The organism is Microbacterium natoriense (genome assembly GCF_030816295.1).
Classification (GTDB): Bacteria; Actinomycetota; Actinomycetes; order Actinomycetales; family Microbacteriaceae; genus Microbacterium; species Microbacterium natoriense_A.
The window spans coordinates 854264-866856 of sequence record NZ_JAUSXV010000001.1 but is presented as its reverse complement, the minus strand read 5'-3'; the positions used below and the strand labels follow the sequence as shown (position 1 = coordinate 866856).

Below are 12593 nucleotides of genomic sequence, written 5' to 3'. Positions count from 1 at the left end.
CATGGGACTTTTCCAGCAACGCTCCGAAGAAGAGGAGAACCAGTGGGTTCTGCCCTCCGAGCCGCTCGCTCGCAGTGAGGCCGACCTTCTCGACGAGGTGCCGAGCGTCGATTCGCTCGCGCTCGGCCTCGGCAATCCGATCACTTCGATCGTGTTCCCGGTCGCACCGGTGCTGCAGGACACCGAAGGCACGGAGACCGGCGAGCCCGAAGAGTGATCCGACCCTGATGCCGCTCGTCATCGCGCTCGGCGCGGAGGCCGATCATCGCGCCGCCGAACAGGCTCACCTCGCCGCGGGCTGGACTCCGTGCGGGGCGGGCGATTGGGCGATCGCTCTCCGCTCCCCCGACGGGTCGGCGGTCGCGCGGATCAGCCCGTTCGACCCCACCGGCCCCTACACGGCCGAGCTGTACCGTCGCGCCGCACCCACGCGCCAGGTGCCGGTGCGCTTCGCGCACCGGCGTCTCGGCGGAGGAGGTGACCTTCTCGTCATGGAGTGGCTGAGTCCGACGCAAGAGACCGATGCCGTGGCCTTCCTCGAGGCGATCGACGCGAGCGCCCCGGAGGTGGCGGTTCTCGCGGAGAGCGTGCGCAGCATCCACACCCGAGCGATCGAGGAGCTGCCGTGGTGCGGCCCTCTCGATGCGAACCCGGCGAATGTGATGCGCGGTACTGACGGCCGGCTCGTGCTCACCGACCCCTACTACGCCGACGGCCCGAGTCTCTATGCGACTGCCGGCTCGGACCCGGATGCCGTGGTCGCGCGCATTCCCGAAGACCAGCGGCGCTTCATGACCGAGATCCCGCTGGCGTACTCCGGTCCGTGGCCCGAGGAGGAGCGCGCAGAGATGCACCGTGGTCTGGCTGCGGCCGATGCGCGGCTGGCGGGCTGAGCACGACGCCTTCGGCCCCCGGCATCCGCCCGATGCGCCCTCCCCTCGGAATTGCGCATCCCACTCGGTCGAATCCGTGGATTCTCGCCGAGGGAAGCGCACGTCGCCGAGTTTGGAGCGCGCATGAGGCGACGGATGGCGTCGCCGGCCCCGGCTACGGTGGAGGGATGACGATCACCGCCGCCGCAGACGGCTCCGCCCTGGGCAATCCCGGTCCCAACGGCTGGGCTTGGTACATCGACGACGAGAACTGGGCGGCCGGCGGATCTCCGCACGGCACGAACAACCAAGGAGAGCTGCAGGCCGTGCTCGAGCTGCTGCGGGCGACCGCGGGCACAGACGAGAAGCTCCTGATCGAGTGCGACAGCAAGTACGTGATCGACTCGGTCACCAAGTGGATGCCTGGTTGGAAACGCAAGGGCTGGCGCAAGTCCGACGGCGGGCCGGTGCTCAACCGCGACCTCATGGAGGCGCTCGATGAGGCGATGCGAGGGCGCGATGTCGAGTTCTCTTGGGTCAAGGGTCATGCCGGTCACCCGCTCAACGAGGCCGCCGACCAGCGCGCCAACGCCGCCGCGAAGGCGTATCAGGCGAAGCAGGAGCCGCGGCGGGGTCCCGGTTTCACGCAGGCGACGGATGCCGGGGCCGCGGTCGCCGGTTCGGCGCCGATCGCAGCGGGCGCCCGTGGGGACGATGCCTGGGGCGCAGCGCCCGCCGACGGGCCCGGCACTCCCTGGGTCCCTGAGCCTGTCGAAGGGCCCACCGCAGGACGCTTCGACAAGCTCAGCGACCCATCGGCATCCGCCGCAGCGGCATCGCTCGCCGAGCCGCTGTGGGCCGAGGCATCCGACCTGTTCGACGGTCTCGACGACGCACCCGCCGACGACCCGATCGAACTGCGCATCACGCTGAGCGGCGACGAGCACGCGCGTCTCACCGACCTCGCCGAGGCCCAGGGCGTCACCCTCGAAGAGGCCCTGCGTCGCTTGATCTGACGGTCGAGCCCACTTCCCCGATCGACGCAGAACGGGCCGGATCCCGCAGGATCCGGCCCGTTCTTCAGGAGCGGTGAACGCTCAGACCTTGAGCAGCGTGCTCTCCAGTCGGGCGTACGACGCCTCCATGCCCTCGGCCATGCCGGTCGCGAGTATCATGTCGCGGGTCTCCTTGTCGGGGTACTCGATGAGCAGCGTGATGAGGGTCGCGCCGTCCTCCTCGTAGAGGTTGAGGTCGTTCAGCGTCTCCGGGCCTTCGGTGCCGATCATCCGCTCGGTGGTGACGGCGCGGCGCGGCGCATCGACCAGCAGCACCTCACCCTCGAATCCGAAGGGCTCGCCCTCGGTGTCTCCGACCGGCGCCCACGAGGTGCGGTGCGAGCCGCCAGGCTCGATGGCGACGACGCACTCGGTCATCTCCCATCCGTCGGGACCGAGCATCCACTGCCGCATCAGCGCCTCCTCGTTGTACGCGCGCCACACAAGCTCGCGCGGCCCGTCGACGAGACGCGTGATGCGCACGTGGATGTCGTCGAGAAGCTCGACCTGGGTGCCCTTGCCCTGCGCGAACTCGCGGAGGTCCTGCAGCACGGCGTCGAGCTGAGCCATCGCCATCTTGGTGCCCTCGACGACGCCCATCGCGACGACCTGTTCGAGCGCCTCAGCAGAGTCGAAGTGGCTTTCGCCGATCATCCGCGTGCCGTCGTCCGTCGGCTCGAACGACAGCTTCATCCGCATCGGCGCGAAGCCTGCGAGCGGCTTGCCCTCGGCGTCGACGAACGAGTCGAGCACCTCGAAGCTGTGCGGCCCGTCGATCGAGAGGAACTCCCACGAACCCGAAGAGCTCTCTCCGCGCGGGCCGTTGAGCGTGTAGTACGCCCGCCCGCCGACCGTGTGGTCCCAGGCGGTGAACGTCGCCGGCCACCCGGGAGGACCCCAGAAGCGCTCGAGCTGGCGCGGATCGCTGTACGCGCTCCACACGCGCTCCACGGGTGCGGCGAACTCGGCGACGATGGTCATCGTCAGGTTCTCGGGGTCGGTAGTGACGTCGGTGACGGGCATGTCAGTCTCCCTGTTCGTTCGGTTCGTTGTTCTTGTTCTGGGTGGATGCCGTCTCGGCCAGCAGATCGTCGAGTCGGGCGATGCGCGACCGCCACAGCTCTTCGTATCGGGCGAGGAGCGCCCTGGCGCGGGCGATCATCTCGGGGTTCGCGCGGACGAGCCGCTCGCGTCCCTCTGCGCGCTTGATGATGAGGTCCGCAGCCTCGAGCACTGCCACGTGCTTCTGCACAGCCGCGAACGACATGTCGTATTCGGAGGCGAGGTCCGAGACGGACTGCTCACGCTCGATCGTCCGACGCAGGATGTCGCGCCGGGTAGACGTCGCCAGTGCGTGAAAGACACGGTCGACCTCCGCTTCACTGAGTTCTCTTTGTACAACCATTTGGTTGTACGTTATGCCCGATCGGATGCCGTGTCAAGAGGTTCGTTCGGGAGCACTGTGAAGCGAACGAACCGGCGCTGCGGCAAGACTTCAACGAGAAAAGCTCAGCCCCCTACGATCTGCACTCCGTGAGGAGCGTGGATCGTAAAGGGCCGAGCGGCGTCAGGGAGACGGGGTGAGGTGACGTCCCGTCCTACTACTTGCGGGGCGGGTTGAGCGGCAGCCAGTCCTCGAAGCGCGTCTCGAAGATCTGAGCGCCCTCGACAGGGAGAAGAGTGCGCTCTTCGATCTGCGCGCCGTAGTACGGAGCGCTGTCGTCGCGCACGACGACTCGAGGGTCCTTGCGGAAGGTGAGGCCGCGACGAATGAACTCGTCCATGCCGAAGGCCTCGGGTCCCGCGATCTCGATGTCGCCCTGGGGCGCGCCCGCAGCCGTGCGCGCGACGGCCGTCGCGACGTCTTCCGCGGCGATGGGCTGAACCAGGCCGCCGGGAAGCCGGACTGTGTCGTCTTCGGTCGAGATGTCGGCGATGCTGCCGACGAACTCGAAGAACTGCGTGGCGTGGACCAGTGAGTATCCGATTCCCGAGTCGCGGATCAGCTTTTCCTGAGCGACCTTCGCCGCGAAATACGGGATGCTCTGGGGCCTGTTCGTGCCGACGATCGTGAGAGCGACGTGGTGCTTCACGCCGGCCGCCGCCTCTGCGCGCAGCAGATTGCTCGTCGACGTGGTGAAGAACTCCATGACGTCATCCGGCGCGAAGGACGGCGAGTTGGACACGTCGACGACCGTGTCGGCGCCCGTGAGGACTTCCGCGACGCCCTCTCCGGTCAGCGTGTTGACGCCGGTGTTCGGCGACGCCGCGATGGCCTCGTGGCCGTGCGCGTTCAGCTTCGAGACGACCTTGGATCCGATGAGGCCTGTGCCTCCGATGACGACGATCTTTGCCATTTCATGCCTTCCTCTCGTGGGCACAGGTAGGCGTGCCCATAAGTAGTGACCAGACAGGGGTGTTGGATGTGACAGACGTTCGTCAGTTGCTCCGCCAGTCGTGGTACCTCGTCGGAGCGATCCTCGCCGTCGCCTCGGGGAGCAGGTCGCGGCTCTGAAGATGTGCCCCGAAATAGGTGCCGAGAGGGTCTGCAGTCACCTCCCGCTCATCCTGGCGGAAACGCAGATCTTGAACCGCCAGCTGCTCGAGGCTGAAGACCTCCGGGCCCGCGAACTCGACCATGCCGTACAGCGGTCGACCGAGGGCGACCTCGGCGACGGCACCGGCGACGTCTGCTGCCGCCATGGGCTGTAGGAGCACGTCCGCGACGCGAACTTTCCCGCCGTGCGTGGCGTTGTCGGTGATGTTTCGGATGAACTCGAAGAACTGCGTTGCGTGCACCAGTGAGTACGGCTGCTGGGACTCGATGATCAACCGCTCCTGCTGCTCTTTCGCTGCGAAGTACCCTCCTTCAGCGCGCGCAAGCCTGTCCGTTCCGACAACCGAGAGCGCGACATGATGCGGGACTCCGACCGCTCGGCCGTAGCTGAGCAGATTCATGGTCGAGGTGTAGAAGAAGTCACGGGCGGCCTCTTCGTCGGTGTACGAGGAGTTCGACACGTCGACGAGCACGTCCGCACCGGTCAGCGCCTCCTCCAGCCCTTCGCCGGTGTACGAGTTCACGCCGGTCGCGCGTGCCCCGACGAGAACTTCGTGGCCGGCATCGTCGAGAGCGCGGGTGAGCTTGGCGCCGATCAGTCCGGTTCCACCGATGACCGTGATTTTCATGATGCTCCTTCGTCAGCTGGGGCCGTCGCGTATGGCCGCCCGTACATGAATTGACCGGGCGCACACGGAGGTTGTGACGCAAAACGGCGAGAAGACCGCTCATCCGCAGGGTTGTCACAATCACTGAGTTCATCTGGTCCTTTCTTGCATGGGCTGCAGAACCGGTGACGGTCGAGAACGGCTCACCGCACATCTGAAAGGACCCTGTCATGACCGACCACGTTCTGGAGCCGGAGGCGCAAGCCTTCGCCGACGCGACATCGACGCCTCCGTTCCTCGCCGACCTCGGTGTCGAGGGCGCGCGAAAGCTCCTCGACGACGTCCAGGGAGCGCCGATCGCAGAGTCCGATGTCGTCGATGAGTGGATCACTGTCCCGGCGGAGGTCGGAGACGTGCGGGTCCGCATCGTGAAGCCTGCGGGTTCCAGCGGCGAGCTGCCGGTCGTGCTCTACGTCCACGGTGGTGGATGGGTGCTGGGCGATGCCGGCACCCACGACCGTCTCGTGCGCGAGCTTGCGGCCGGCGCCGATGCGGCGGTCGTCTTCGTCGAGTACGACCGCTCGCCGGAAGCCCATCACCCCGTGGCTGTCGAACAGGTGTACGCGACGGCACGCTGGATCACGAACGACGGCGCGTCGAAAGGTCTGGACGCTTCTCGTCTCGCCATCGCCGGTGACTCCGTCGGCGGGAACATGGCAGCCGTCGTCGCGATTCTCGCGAAGCGTCGCGGCGACGTCACCTTCGTCCACCAGTCGCTGTACTACCCGGTGACCGACGCCGGTCAGGACACGGAGAGCTACCGGGAGTTCGCAGAAGGGTTCCACCTTCGCGCCGACGCGATGGCCTGGTTCTGGGACAGCTACCTTCCTGACGTCGACGCTCGCACCGATGTCAGCGCGTCCCCACTCAGAGCGTCGATCGACGAGCTGGCGGGTCTGCCGGAGACGTTCCTCGTCGTCGACGAGAACGACGTCCTTCGCGACGAGGGCGAAGCGTACGGGCGGAAGCTCATCGAAGCAGGCGTGCGTACGACGCTCGTCCGCTACGACGGCACCATCCACGACTTCATGATGCTCAACCCGCTGCGCAGCTCCGCTGCCAGCACTGCCGCGATCGAACAGGCGATCCACATTCTCCGCAAGGCACTCGCAGCCGCGTAGTCGCCCGTCCTCACATCCGAAGCCCCCCAGCAGCGCAACATCTAGAGAGAAGAGACATCATGACCCCCGAGAAACCCACCATCGTCCTCGTCCACGGAGCGTTTGCAGAGTCTGCATCCTGGAATGCCGTCATCGCGCAGCTGCAGACCCACGGTGTGAAGGTGGTCGCCGTCGCCAACCCGCTGCGCAGCCTGACCGGCGATGCCGCGTACGTGCGCGACGTCATCTCCTCCATCGCGGGGCCTGTCGTACTCGTCGGGCACTCCTACGGCGGTCTCGTGATCACGGAGGCAGCGTCCGCCAACACGGCTGTCGTCGGCCTCGTCTACGTATCAGCGTTCGTCCCCGAGACCGGCGAGAGCGCCTTCGATCTGTCGAACAGCGCCCCCGGGAGCACACTCGGCGAGACGCTGCTGGTGCACCCCGTCTCCACAGGCGGAAACGAGTTCGCCATCCGTCCGGACGCATTCCACCACCAGTTCGCTGCGGACGTGACTGAGGAGACCGTCGTCCTCATGGCCGCGACTCAGCGACCGGTCACCGAGGCCGCACTCACGGACGGTCTGCCCACCACGCGGCCGGCGTGGAAGGACATCCCGTCATGGCACGTCTTCGGCGACCATGACCTGAACATCCCGGTGGCGGTGTTCCGCGCGGGCGCAGAGCGCGCCGCTTCCCGCGGAACGCGGGAGATCGAGGGTGCCTCCCACGCCGCCCTGGTGTCGCACCCCGAGGTCGTCGCCGAAGTGATCGCGTCCGCCGGCAAGGCGTACGTCGCCGGCGTCACGTCAACCATGGCCTGACCCAGACCGTGGCGTCCCGCACTGCTCGCGCGGTGCGGGGCGCCACACCATCGACGTGAAGGATCATCATGACCTCTGCATCCTCGCCCTTCCTCACTGCCCAGCAGATCGACGCGGGCGACCTGTCCGTCGCCTACTTCGATCTCGGCGACCCGTCTGCAGACCCCGTCGTGCTCCTGCACGGCTATCCCTACGACGTGCACAGCTACGCCGAGGTCGCGCCGATGCTCGTCGACGCCGGCTATCGAGTCGTCGTGCCGTATCTGCGCGGGCACGGCCCCACGCGGTTCCGGGATGACCGAACCGCTCGCACGGGTCAGCAAGCCGCATTGGGATCGGACCTTCTGACGTTCATCGACGCTCTGGATCTGGACGAGCCGGTCCTCGCCGGATACGACTGGGGCGGGCGGGCGGCATGCGTCGTCGCCGCCCTGTGGCCGGAGCGGATCTCCGGACTCGTCTCGGTCAACGGCTACCTCATCCAGAACATCGCCGACTCGCAATCACCGATACGCCCTGACCTGGAGGCCGGGTTCTGGTACTTCTGGTACTTCGCCACCGACCGAGGTCGTCGCGGCCTCGATGCCAACAGGCGAGACATCGCCGAGGTGATCTGGCGGAGGAACTCGCCGGAATGGGCGTTCAGCGACGCGCAACTGAACCGCGTCGCCCGCGCATTCGACAATCCCGACTACGTCGAGGTCGTCATCCACTCGTACCGTCACCGACTGGGCCTGGCGCCAGGAGCGGAGATCTACGACGAACTCGAGGAGCGTCTGGCTCTTGCCCCGACGATCAGCGTTCCCACGATCACGCTCGATGGGACGGCGGATGGGAACTTCCCGGCGACGGACGGGTCACAGCATGCGCATCTGTTCTCAGGCCCCCGCGAGCATCGTCAGGTCCGCCATGCGGGTCACCATCTGCCGGCCGAGGCACCGCACGCCTTCGCCCAGGCTGTCGCGGATGTCGCGGAACCTCCAGGGGACGGAGCCGGCACACCGTGACACGGTGGTGCACCGTCGAACACCTAGACGGTGCACCACCGAGCGATCAGTGGACCTGATCGGTCGGGCGAACCAAGAGCTCGTTGATGGAGACGTGCTCCGGCTGGGTGAGCGCGAAGACGATCGCGTCCGCGATGTCCTCCGGCTGTAGTGTGCGCATCGACCGCCCGATCTGATCGGCGGCATCCCTCATGACGGGGTCTGTGGTGTGGTCGGTGAGCTCCGTCTCGACGAAGCCCGGCTCCACCACGACGACTCGGACGCCGCGACTCGTGACCTCCTGTCGGACCGCTTCCGCGAATGCGGTGATCCCGAACTTGGTCGCCGAGTACACGGCGGCGCCCGCAGACGCGATTCGCCCCGAGGTGGATGACACCTGAACGAACGCGCCGTGCGTTTCGACGAGGTGAGGGAGAGCGGCGTGGGCCACGAACATCGATCCCAACAGGTTCGTCTCCACCATGCGCACCCATTCGTCCGTGTTCGCGCCCACGACCATTCCTGCCAACATCAGCCCGGCGTTGTTCACGAGTGCGTCGAGCCGACCGAAACGTTCGACGGCTGCCGCCACCGCCCGGTCCACGGATTCCCTGTCGGTGACATCGAGCTCCACCGCCAGCATCTCGCCGGGAGCTTCCTCGACCAGCTCCTGCAGATTCTCCGTTCGGCGTCCCGCGGCGACGACGAGTGCACCAGCTGTGGAGAGGGCCAGAGCGGTGGCGCGTCCGATTCCGGATGACGCTCCGGTGACGAGTACGACTTTGCTTTCCAGTTTCCGATTCATGCGCTTTCCCCTGATCATGGCGCCGCGACCGGAGGTGGCTCCACCGGAGCTCGTAGGGCGCCACCAATGTGACAGCGAGAACCGCTGCGGTGTGACAGGCCGATCGAGCGGCAGCCCCCTGTTGCGCCTGTGACGCTCGTCACAACGGGGGCTTCCTCCCGGTCAACGAAGTGAACGGCGCTGAGAATGTCAGGCGCGCCTCAGATTCGAAAGGTGAACATGTCGACCATCGGGCAGCAGGAAACGATCGCGGATCTCCCGGCCGAGCCCGGGCTCCCTCCCGCGCACCTCGACCACGCCGCACCCGCCGTGTACAAGGCGCTCCTGTCAGCAGGCAAGGAGGCCACTGCTGCGGCAGTGCAGGCGGGCCTCGACCAGCGCATCATCGAGCTGATTCGCGTCCGCGCGTCTCAGCTGAACGGCTGCGCGTTCTGCCTGCGGATGCACACGCGCGACGCTCTCCTCGCGGGGGAGACATCCGACCGCCTCGCCGTTCTGAGCGCGTGGCGGGACACCGACTACTTCACCCCGGTGGAGAAGGCCGCGCTCGCGGTCACCGAGCACGTGACGCTCATCGCCGACGAACAGGCCGGGCGCGCAGCGCAGCGCGACGCAACCGGCGCACTCTCGGTCGAGCAGCACGCCGCGGTGAGGTGGCTGGCCATCATCATCAACGCCTTCAACCGAGTCGCCATCACCAGTCACTACGAGGTGGCCCCGGAGCGTCGAAGCGGAAACGAGGCCCGCTGATGGCCGATGCGGAACCCGGCGCGGCCGCATTGAACAGTGCGATCGGGACCGAGCTGTTCGTGCTGCAATCGGTCGCGAGCTCGACGATCGCAGAGGCGGGAACGCGCAGCACGATCTACCTGTCGACGCTGTCAAGCGGACTGGTGGCCATCGGCTTCGCGGGCAGGTCGCCCGCACTGCTGGCGGTCCTCACGGTCACGGTCTTCCCTACGATCTTCATGCTCGGCTGGTTCACCGTCGTGCGCCTGGTCGACACCAGCGTCGAGAACATCACGGTGCGCCGGCGCATGGTGCGGATCCGGGAGCACTTCGTCAGCCTGCATCCGTCAGGTCCGGATCTGATCTCCCTCGACAACCCGCGCACCGGGGAGCTGGGTGTGCGCTACTCGCGTTCGTCATTCCTGTTCACGATGGCGAGCATGATCGGAACGGTGAACTCGGTGCTCGGGGGAGCGCTCGTCGCGCTCCTCCTGATCTTCGGAGGGGGCGCGCAGCCACTCCTCGCCCAGATCGCCGGGGTGGTCGTCGGAGCGGCGCTGCTGACCGCGACTCTGATGTACGAACGACGCCGCATACGGGCGGCCTACCCGGACTGACGAAGAAGCTGCTCGCCGTCAGACGTCTTCGCCTGGACCCGTCACAGATCGGGCTCCTGCGCGGTCACCCTTAGAGGACGGCATCTGCGTGGACCGAAGTCGTTCAGAACGGAGCGGGCGACGATGCGGATCGTGGTGTCGGATGGGACGGGTCAGGAAGACGGAAGCAGGGTCTCCCGTGGGCGCTGAAGACGTCGACGTGGACGAACGCGAGAAGACCGACGAACATAGTGGTGTGTGCACCGAGCTGGAGGACGCGCTGACGACATTCGACGCGCACCGCCGACGTCTGTTCGGCATCGCCTATCGGATGCTCGGCACCGTTGCCGATGCCGATGACATCGTCCAGGAGACCTGGATCCGCTGGCAGAACACGGATCGCTCGAAGGTACAGGAACCGATCGCCTTTCTCACCACGATCGTGACGCGGCTGTCGATCAACGTCCTCCAGTCTTCCCGCGTGCGCCGTGAGACGTACATCGGCCCGTGGCTCCCTGAGCCTGTGAACACGGAGGACGACCCCGCTCTCGGAGCGGAGCGCGCCGAAGCTCTGCATTTCGCGATCCTGCTCACGCTGGAGAAGCTGACACCGACCGAGCGGGCGGCGTACATCCTTCGCGAGGCATTCGACTACCCCTACCCGCGCATCGCCGAGGTGGTCTCATCCAGCCCGGCCAGCGCACGACAGCTGGTCAGCCGAGCACGCGCACACCTCGCGTCCGCAAAGCAGGCGACGGTGGATCCCGCAGCGCAAAGACGTCTTCTGGCGGCTTTCCTGACTGCTGCCCAGAAGGGGGATGTCCGCGAGCTCGAGTCGCTCTTCGCTGCCGACGTCGTGAGCTACACGGATGGCAACGGGGTGAAGCAGGCCGCACGCATCCCGGTGAGCGGGCGCGGGCGGGTGGCGAAGTTCGTCTCCGCGTTCGCGCACCACTTCTGGACGAACAAGAGAATCGACTGGGTCGAGGTCAACGGGCAGCCCGCCGCAACCCTCACGGAAGACGGGCAGGTCACCACCGTGGTGACCGTGACACCGTCGAGTGACGGCATCCTGCAACTTCTCTGGGTGATGAGCCCCGAGAAATTGCGGAACGTCGCCGCGGTCAGCGCATGACCTCCAGGCGTTACCCGCGCGTGGTCGCGCCGGGCACATCGTGGTGCCGACGAGGAGATCATCGCAGAGCTCTCGAAGGCGATGGCGACGAAGGACGACGAAGCGATTCGTGGCCTCCTTCATCGGGCCGTGACATTGGTCATAGACAGCGGAGGGCACGTGGACACCGCATCGATCCCTCTCAGCGGGCGCTCTGCCGCGTCGTCGGAACTGGTGGCGTTGATGACTGAAGGAACCACCGCGGCGTTGGCCTCTATCAACAGCGTCCCCGGCATCACCCTGGTTCGGGATGACCGGGTCGTCGGAGTCATCACGGCCGACTTCCGCTCAGGACGAATGGCCACCGTGTGGGTGGTGTGCAACCCGGAGAAACTCCGCCACTGGAATCGATGACACCGTCACACCCGACCTCGGTCACCGGTCACCCCTTCGGGACGTCACGTCGACGTCTCAAAGACGGAAGGTATCCGAAAATGGCAAAGATCGTAGTTATCGGCGGCACCGGACATGTCGGCTCCCGCGTCGTGGAGAAGCTCATCGCGCACGGACACGATGCGGTAGCCGCGTCGCGCAAGACCGGCGTCGACACGATGACCGGTGAGGGACTCGCGAAGGCGCTCGTGGGAGCCGACGTGGTCGTCGACACGACACAGGCGCCCTCGTATGCTCCGGACGTGGTGATGGACTTCTTCACGACGTCCACGAAGAACCAGCTCGCTGCGGAGAAGGAAGCGGGAGTCAAGCATCACGTGGCGCTCACCGTGGTCGGAACCAACCGGCCGCAGGACATCAGCTACTTCCACGGCAAGGCTGCTCAGGAGAAGCTGATCGCGGACTCCGGTGTGCCCTACACCCTGCTTCACGCCACGCAGTTCTTCGAGTTCGCTCCGGCGATCGTCTTCACTTCCATGCAGGGGGAGGAGATCCGCGTCGCCGACGCCCTGATCCAGCCGATCGCGGCGGAGGATGTCGCGACCGCTGTGGGCCGCGCTGCAGCCGGGGAACCCGCCAACGGCCCCGTCGAGGTCGCCGGGCCGGAGACGTTCTCGATCGAGGAGTTCATCAAGCGGACGTTCGCCGCAGCAGGCGATCAGCGCTCGGTGACGACCACCCCCGACGCGCAGTACTTCGGCGCGAAGATCGAGCAGTCGACGCTTCTCCCGGTCGAAGGCGCGCAGCTCGCGTCGACGACGCTCGACGAGTGGCTCGCCTCGCAGGCCAAGAAGTAAGAGTCAGGGTGTGAGGAGTGATCACTCCTCACACCCT

16 protein-coding genes are annotated in these 12593 nt (G+C 66.6%); 11 read left to right on the top strand and 5 right to left on the bottom strand.

Annotation, left to right across the window (positions count from 1 at the left end):
- The first annotated feature begins 1 nt into the window (after window position 1).
- From QFZ53_RS04135 to QFZ53_RS04125, 3 genes are all read left to right on the top strand, one after another.
- Complete coding sequence (locus tag QFZ53_RS04135; RefSeq protein ID WP_307293824.1) at window positions 2-217, top strand: hypothetical protein; 216 nt, start codon at window positions 2-4, stop codon at window positions 215-217.
- A gap of 10 nt (window positions 218-227) precedes the next feature.
- Window positions 228-893, top strand: a complete 666-nt coding sequence (locus QFZ53_RS04130) for a hypothetical protein (protein WP_307293821.1) — start codon at window positions 228-230, stop codon at window positions 891-893.
- A gap of 167 nt (window positions 894-1060) precedes the next feature.
- Window positions 1061-1888: a ribonuclease H family protein gene (locus QFZ53_RS04125; protein WP_307293818.1), complete on the top strand. Its 828-nt coding sequence runs from the start codon at window positions 1061-1063 to the stop codon at window positions 1886-1888.
- Between the two features lie 81 nt (window positions 1889-1969).
- Here the strand turns inward: QFZ53_RS04125 and QFZ53_RS04120 are convergent, their stop codons facing one another.
- From QFZ53_RS04120 to QFZ53_RS04105, 4 genes are all read right to left on the bottom strand, one after another.
- Window positions 1970-2950, bottom strand: coding sequence for an SRPBCC family protein (locus QFZ53_RS04120; protein WP_307293815.1), 981 nt, complete (start codon window positions 2948-2950; stop codon window positions 1970-1972).
- A gap of 1 nt (window position 2951) precedes the next feature.
- Window positions 2952-3332, bottom strand: a complete 381-nt coding sequence (locus tag QFZ53_RS04115) for an ArsR/SmtB family transcription factor (RefSeq protein ID WP_307293813.1) — start codon at window positions 3330-3332, stop codon at window positions 2952-2954.
- A gap of 196 nt (window positions 3333-3528) precedes the next feature.
- Window positions 3529-4284 (bottom strand): SDR family oxidoreductase, encoded by a 756-nt coding sequence (locus QFZ53_RS04110; RefSeq protein ID WP_307293809.1) that lies wholly within the window; start codon window positions 4282-4284, stop codon window positions 3529-3531.
- A gap of 82 nt (window positions 4285-4366) precedes the next feature.
- Window positions 4367-5113, bottom strand: coding sequence for an SDR family oxidoreductase (locus QFZ53_RS04105; RefSeq protein ID WP_307293807.1), 747 nt, complete (start codon window positions 5111-5113; stop codon window positions 4367-4369).
- Between the two features lie 209 nt (window positions 5114-5322).
- Here QFZ53_RS04105 and QFZ53_RS04100 point away from each other — a divergent pair, with 209 nt between their 5' ends.
- The 3 genes from QFZ53_RS04100 to QFZ53_RS04090 all read left to right on the top strand — a co-directional run bounded on the left by QFZ53_RS04100 (window position 5323) and on the right by QFZ53_RS04090 (window position 8083).
- Window positions 5323-6273: an alpha/beta hydrolase gene (locus QFZ53_RS04100; RefSeq protein ID WP_307293806.1), complete on the top strand. Its 951-nt coding sequence runs from the start codon at window positions 5323-5325 to the stop codon at window positions 6271-6273.
- Window positions 6274-6332: 59 nt separating this feature from the next.
- The gene (locus tag QFZ53_RS04095; RefSeq protein WP_307293804.1) at window positions 6333-7076 is read left to right on the top strand and encodes an alpha/beta fold hydrolase; all 744 of its coding nucleotides are present in this window, start codon (window positions 6333-6335) and stop codon (window positions 7074-7076) included.
- A gap of 68 nt (window positions 7077-7144) precedes the next feature.
- Window positions 7145-8083 carry an alpha/beta fold hydrolase gene (locus tag QFZ53_RS04090; RefSeq protein ID WP_307293802.1) on the top strand — a complete coding sequence of 313 codons (939 nt, stop codon included), beginning with the start codon at window positions 7145-7147 and terminating at the stop codon, window positions 8081-8083.
- Between the two features lie 46 nt (window positions 8084-8129).
- Here QFZ53_RS04090 and QFZ53_RS04085 read toward each other — a convergent pair whose 3' ends face one another.
- On the bottom strand, window positions 8130-8867 hold the full coding sequence (locus QFZ53_RS04085) for an SDR family oxidoreductase (RefSeq protein ID WP_307293800.1): 738 nt from the start codon (window positions 8865-8867) through the stop codon (window positions 8130-8132).
- A gap of 219 nt (window positions 8868-9086) precedes the next feature.
- On the opposite strand from QFZ53_RS04085, the gene QFZ53_RS04080 reads away from it, so the two are divergent.
- The 5 genes from QFZ53_RS04080 (at window position 9087) to QFZ53_RS04060 (ending at window position 12556) form a co-directional block, all read left to right on the top strand.
- Entirely contained in the window at window positions 9087-9617 is a 531-nt protein-coding gene (locus tag QFZ53_RS04080) for a carboxymuconolactone decarboxylase family protein (protein ID WP_307299352.1), read from the top strand.
- Window positions 9617-10213: a hypothetical protein gene (locus QFZ53_RS04075; protein ID WP_307293798.1), complete on the top strand. Its 597-nt coding sequence runs from the start codon at window positions 9617-9619 to the stop codon at window positions 10211-10213. The genes QFZ53_RS04080 and QFZ53_RS04075 overlap by 1 nt, the downstream gene beginning before the upstream one ends.
- Before the next feature lie 178 nt (window positions 10214-10391).
- On the top strand, window positions 10392-11327 hold the full coding sequence (locus QFZ53_RS04070) for an RNA polymerase sigma-70 factor (RefSeq protein ID WP_307293796.1): 936 nt from the start codon (window positions 10392-10394) through the stop codon (window positions 11325-11327).
- Between the two features lie 159 nt (window positions 11328-11486).
- On the top strand, window positions 11487-11720 hold the full coding sequence (locus QFZ53_RS04065; RefSeq protein ID WP_307293794.1) for a hypothetical protein: 234 nt from the start codon (window positions 11487-11489) through the stop codon (window positions 11718-11720).
- A gap of 80 nt (window positions 11721-11800) precedes the next feature.
- Window positions 11801-12556, top strand: a complete 756-nt coding sequence (locus tag QFZ53_RS04060) for an SDR family oxidoreductase (RefSeq protein ID WP_307293793.1) — start codon at window positions 11801-11803, stop codon at window positions 12554-12556.
- The last annotated feature ends 37 nt before the right edge of the window (window positions 12557-12593 follow it).

Bases quoted from the DNA above. Each gene is read 5' to 3' on its own strand.
- QFZ53_RS04135 (WP_307293824.1), top strand. From the start codon at position 2: ATGGGACTTTTCCAGCAACGCTCCGAAGAAGAGGAGAACCAGTGGGTT.
- QFZ53_RS04130 (WP_307293821.1), top strand. From the start codon at position 228: ATGCCGCTCGTCATCGCGCTCGGCGCGGAGGCCGATCATCGCGCCGCC.
- QFZ53_RS04125 (WP_307293818.1), top strand. From the start codon at position 1,061: ATGACGATCACCGCCGCCGCAGACGGCTCCGCCCTGGGCAATCCCGGT.
- QFZ53_RS04120 (WP_307293815.1), bottom strand. From the start codon at position 2,950: ATGCCCGTCACCGACGTCACTACCGACCCCGAGAACCTGACGATGACC.
- QFZ53_RS04115 (WP_307293813.1), bottom strand. From the start codon at position 3,332: ATGGTTGTACAAAGAGAACTCAGTGAAGCGGAGGTCGACCGTGTCTTT.
- QFZ53_RS04110 (WP_307293809.1), bottom strand. From the start codon at position 4,284: ATGGCAAAGATCGTCGTCATCGGAGGCACAGGCCTCATCGGATCCAAG.
- QFZ53_RS04105 (WP_307293807.1), bottom strand. From the start codon at position 5,113: ATGAAAATCACGGTCATCGGTGGAACCGGACTGATCGGCGCCAAGCTC.
- QFZ53_RS04100 (WP_307293806.1), top strand. From the start codon at position 5,323: ATGACCGACCACGTTCTGGAGCCGGAGGCGCAAGCCTTCGCCGACGCG.
- QFZ53_RS04095 (WP_307293804.1), top strand. From the start codon at position 6,333: ATGACCCCCGAGAAACCCACCATCGTCCTCGTCCACGGAGCGTTTGCA.
- QFZ53_RS04090 (WP_307293802.1), top strand. From the start codon at position 7,145: ATGACCTCTGCATCCTCGCCCTTCCTCACTGCCCAGCAGATCGACGCG.
- QFZ53_RS04085 (WP_307293800.1), bottom strand. From the start codon at position 8,867: ATGAATCGGAAACTGGAAAGCAAAGTCGTACTCGTCACCGGAGCGTCA.
- QFZ53_RS04080 (WP_307299352.1), top strand. From the start codon at position 9,087: ATGTCGACCATCGGGCAGCAGGAAACGATCGCGGATCTCCCGGCCGAG.
- QFZ53_RS04075 (WP_307293798.1), top strand. From the start codon at position 9,617: ATGGCCGATGCGGAACCCGGCGCGGCCGCATTGAACAGTGCGATCGGG.
- QFZ53_RS04060 (WP_307293793.1), top strand. From the start codon at position 11,801: ATGGCAAAGATCGTAGTTATCGGCGGCACCGGACATGTCGGCTCCCGC.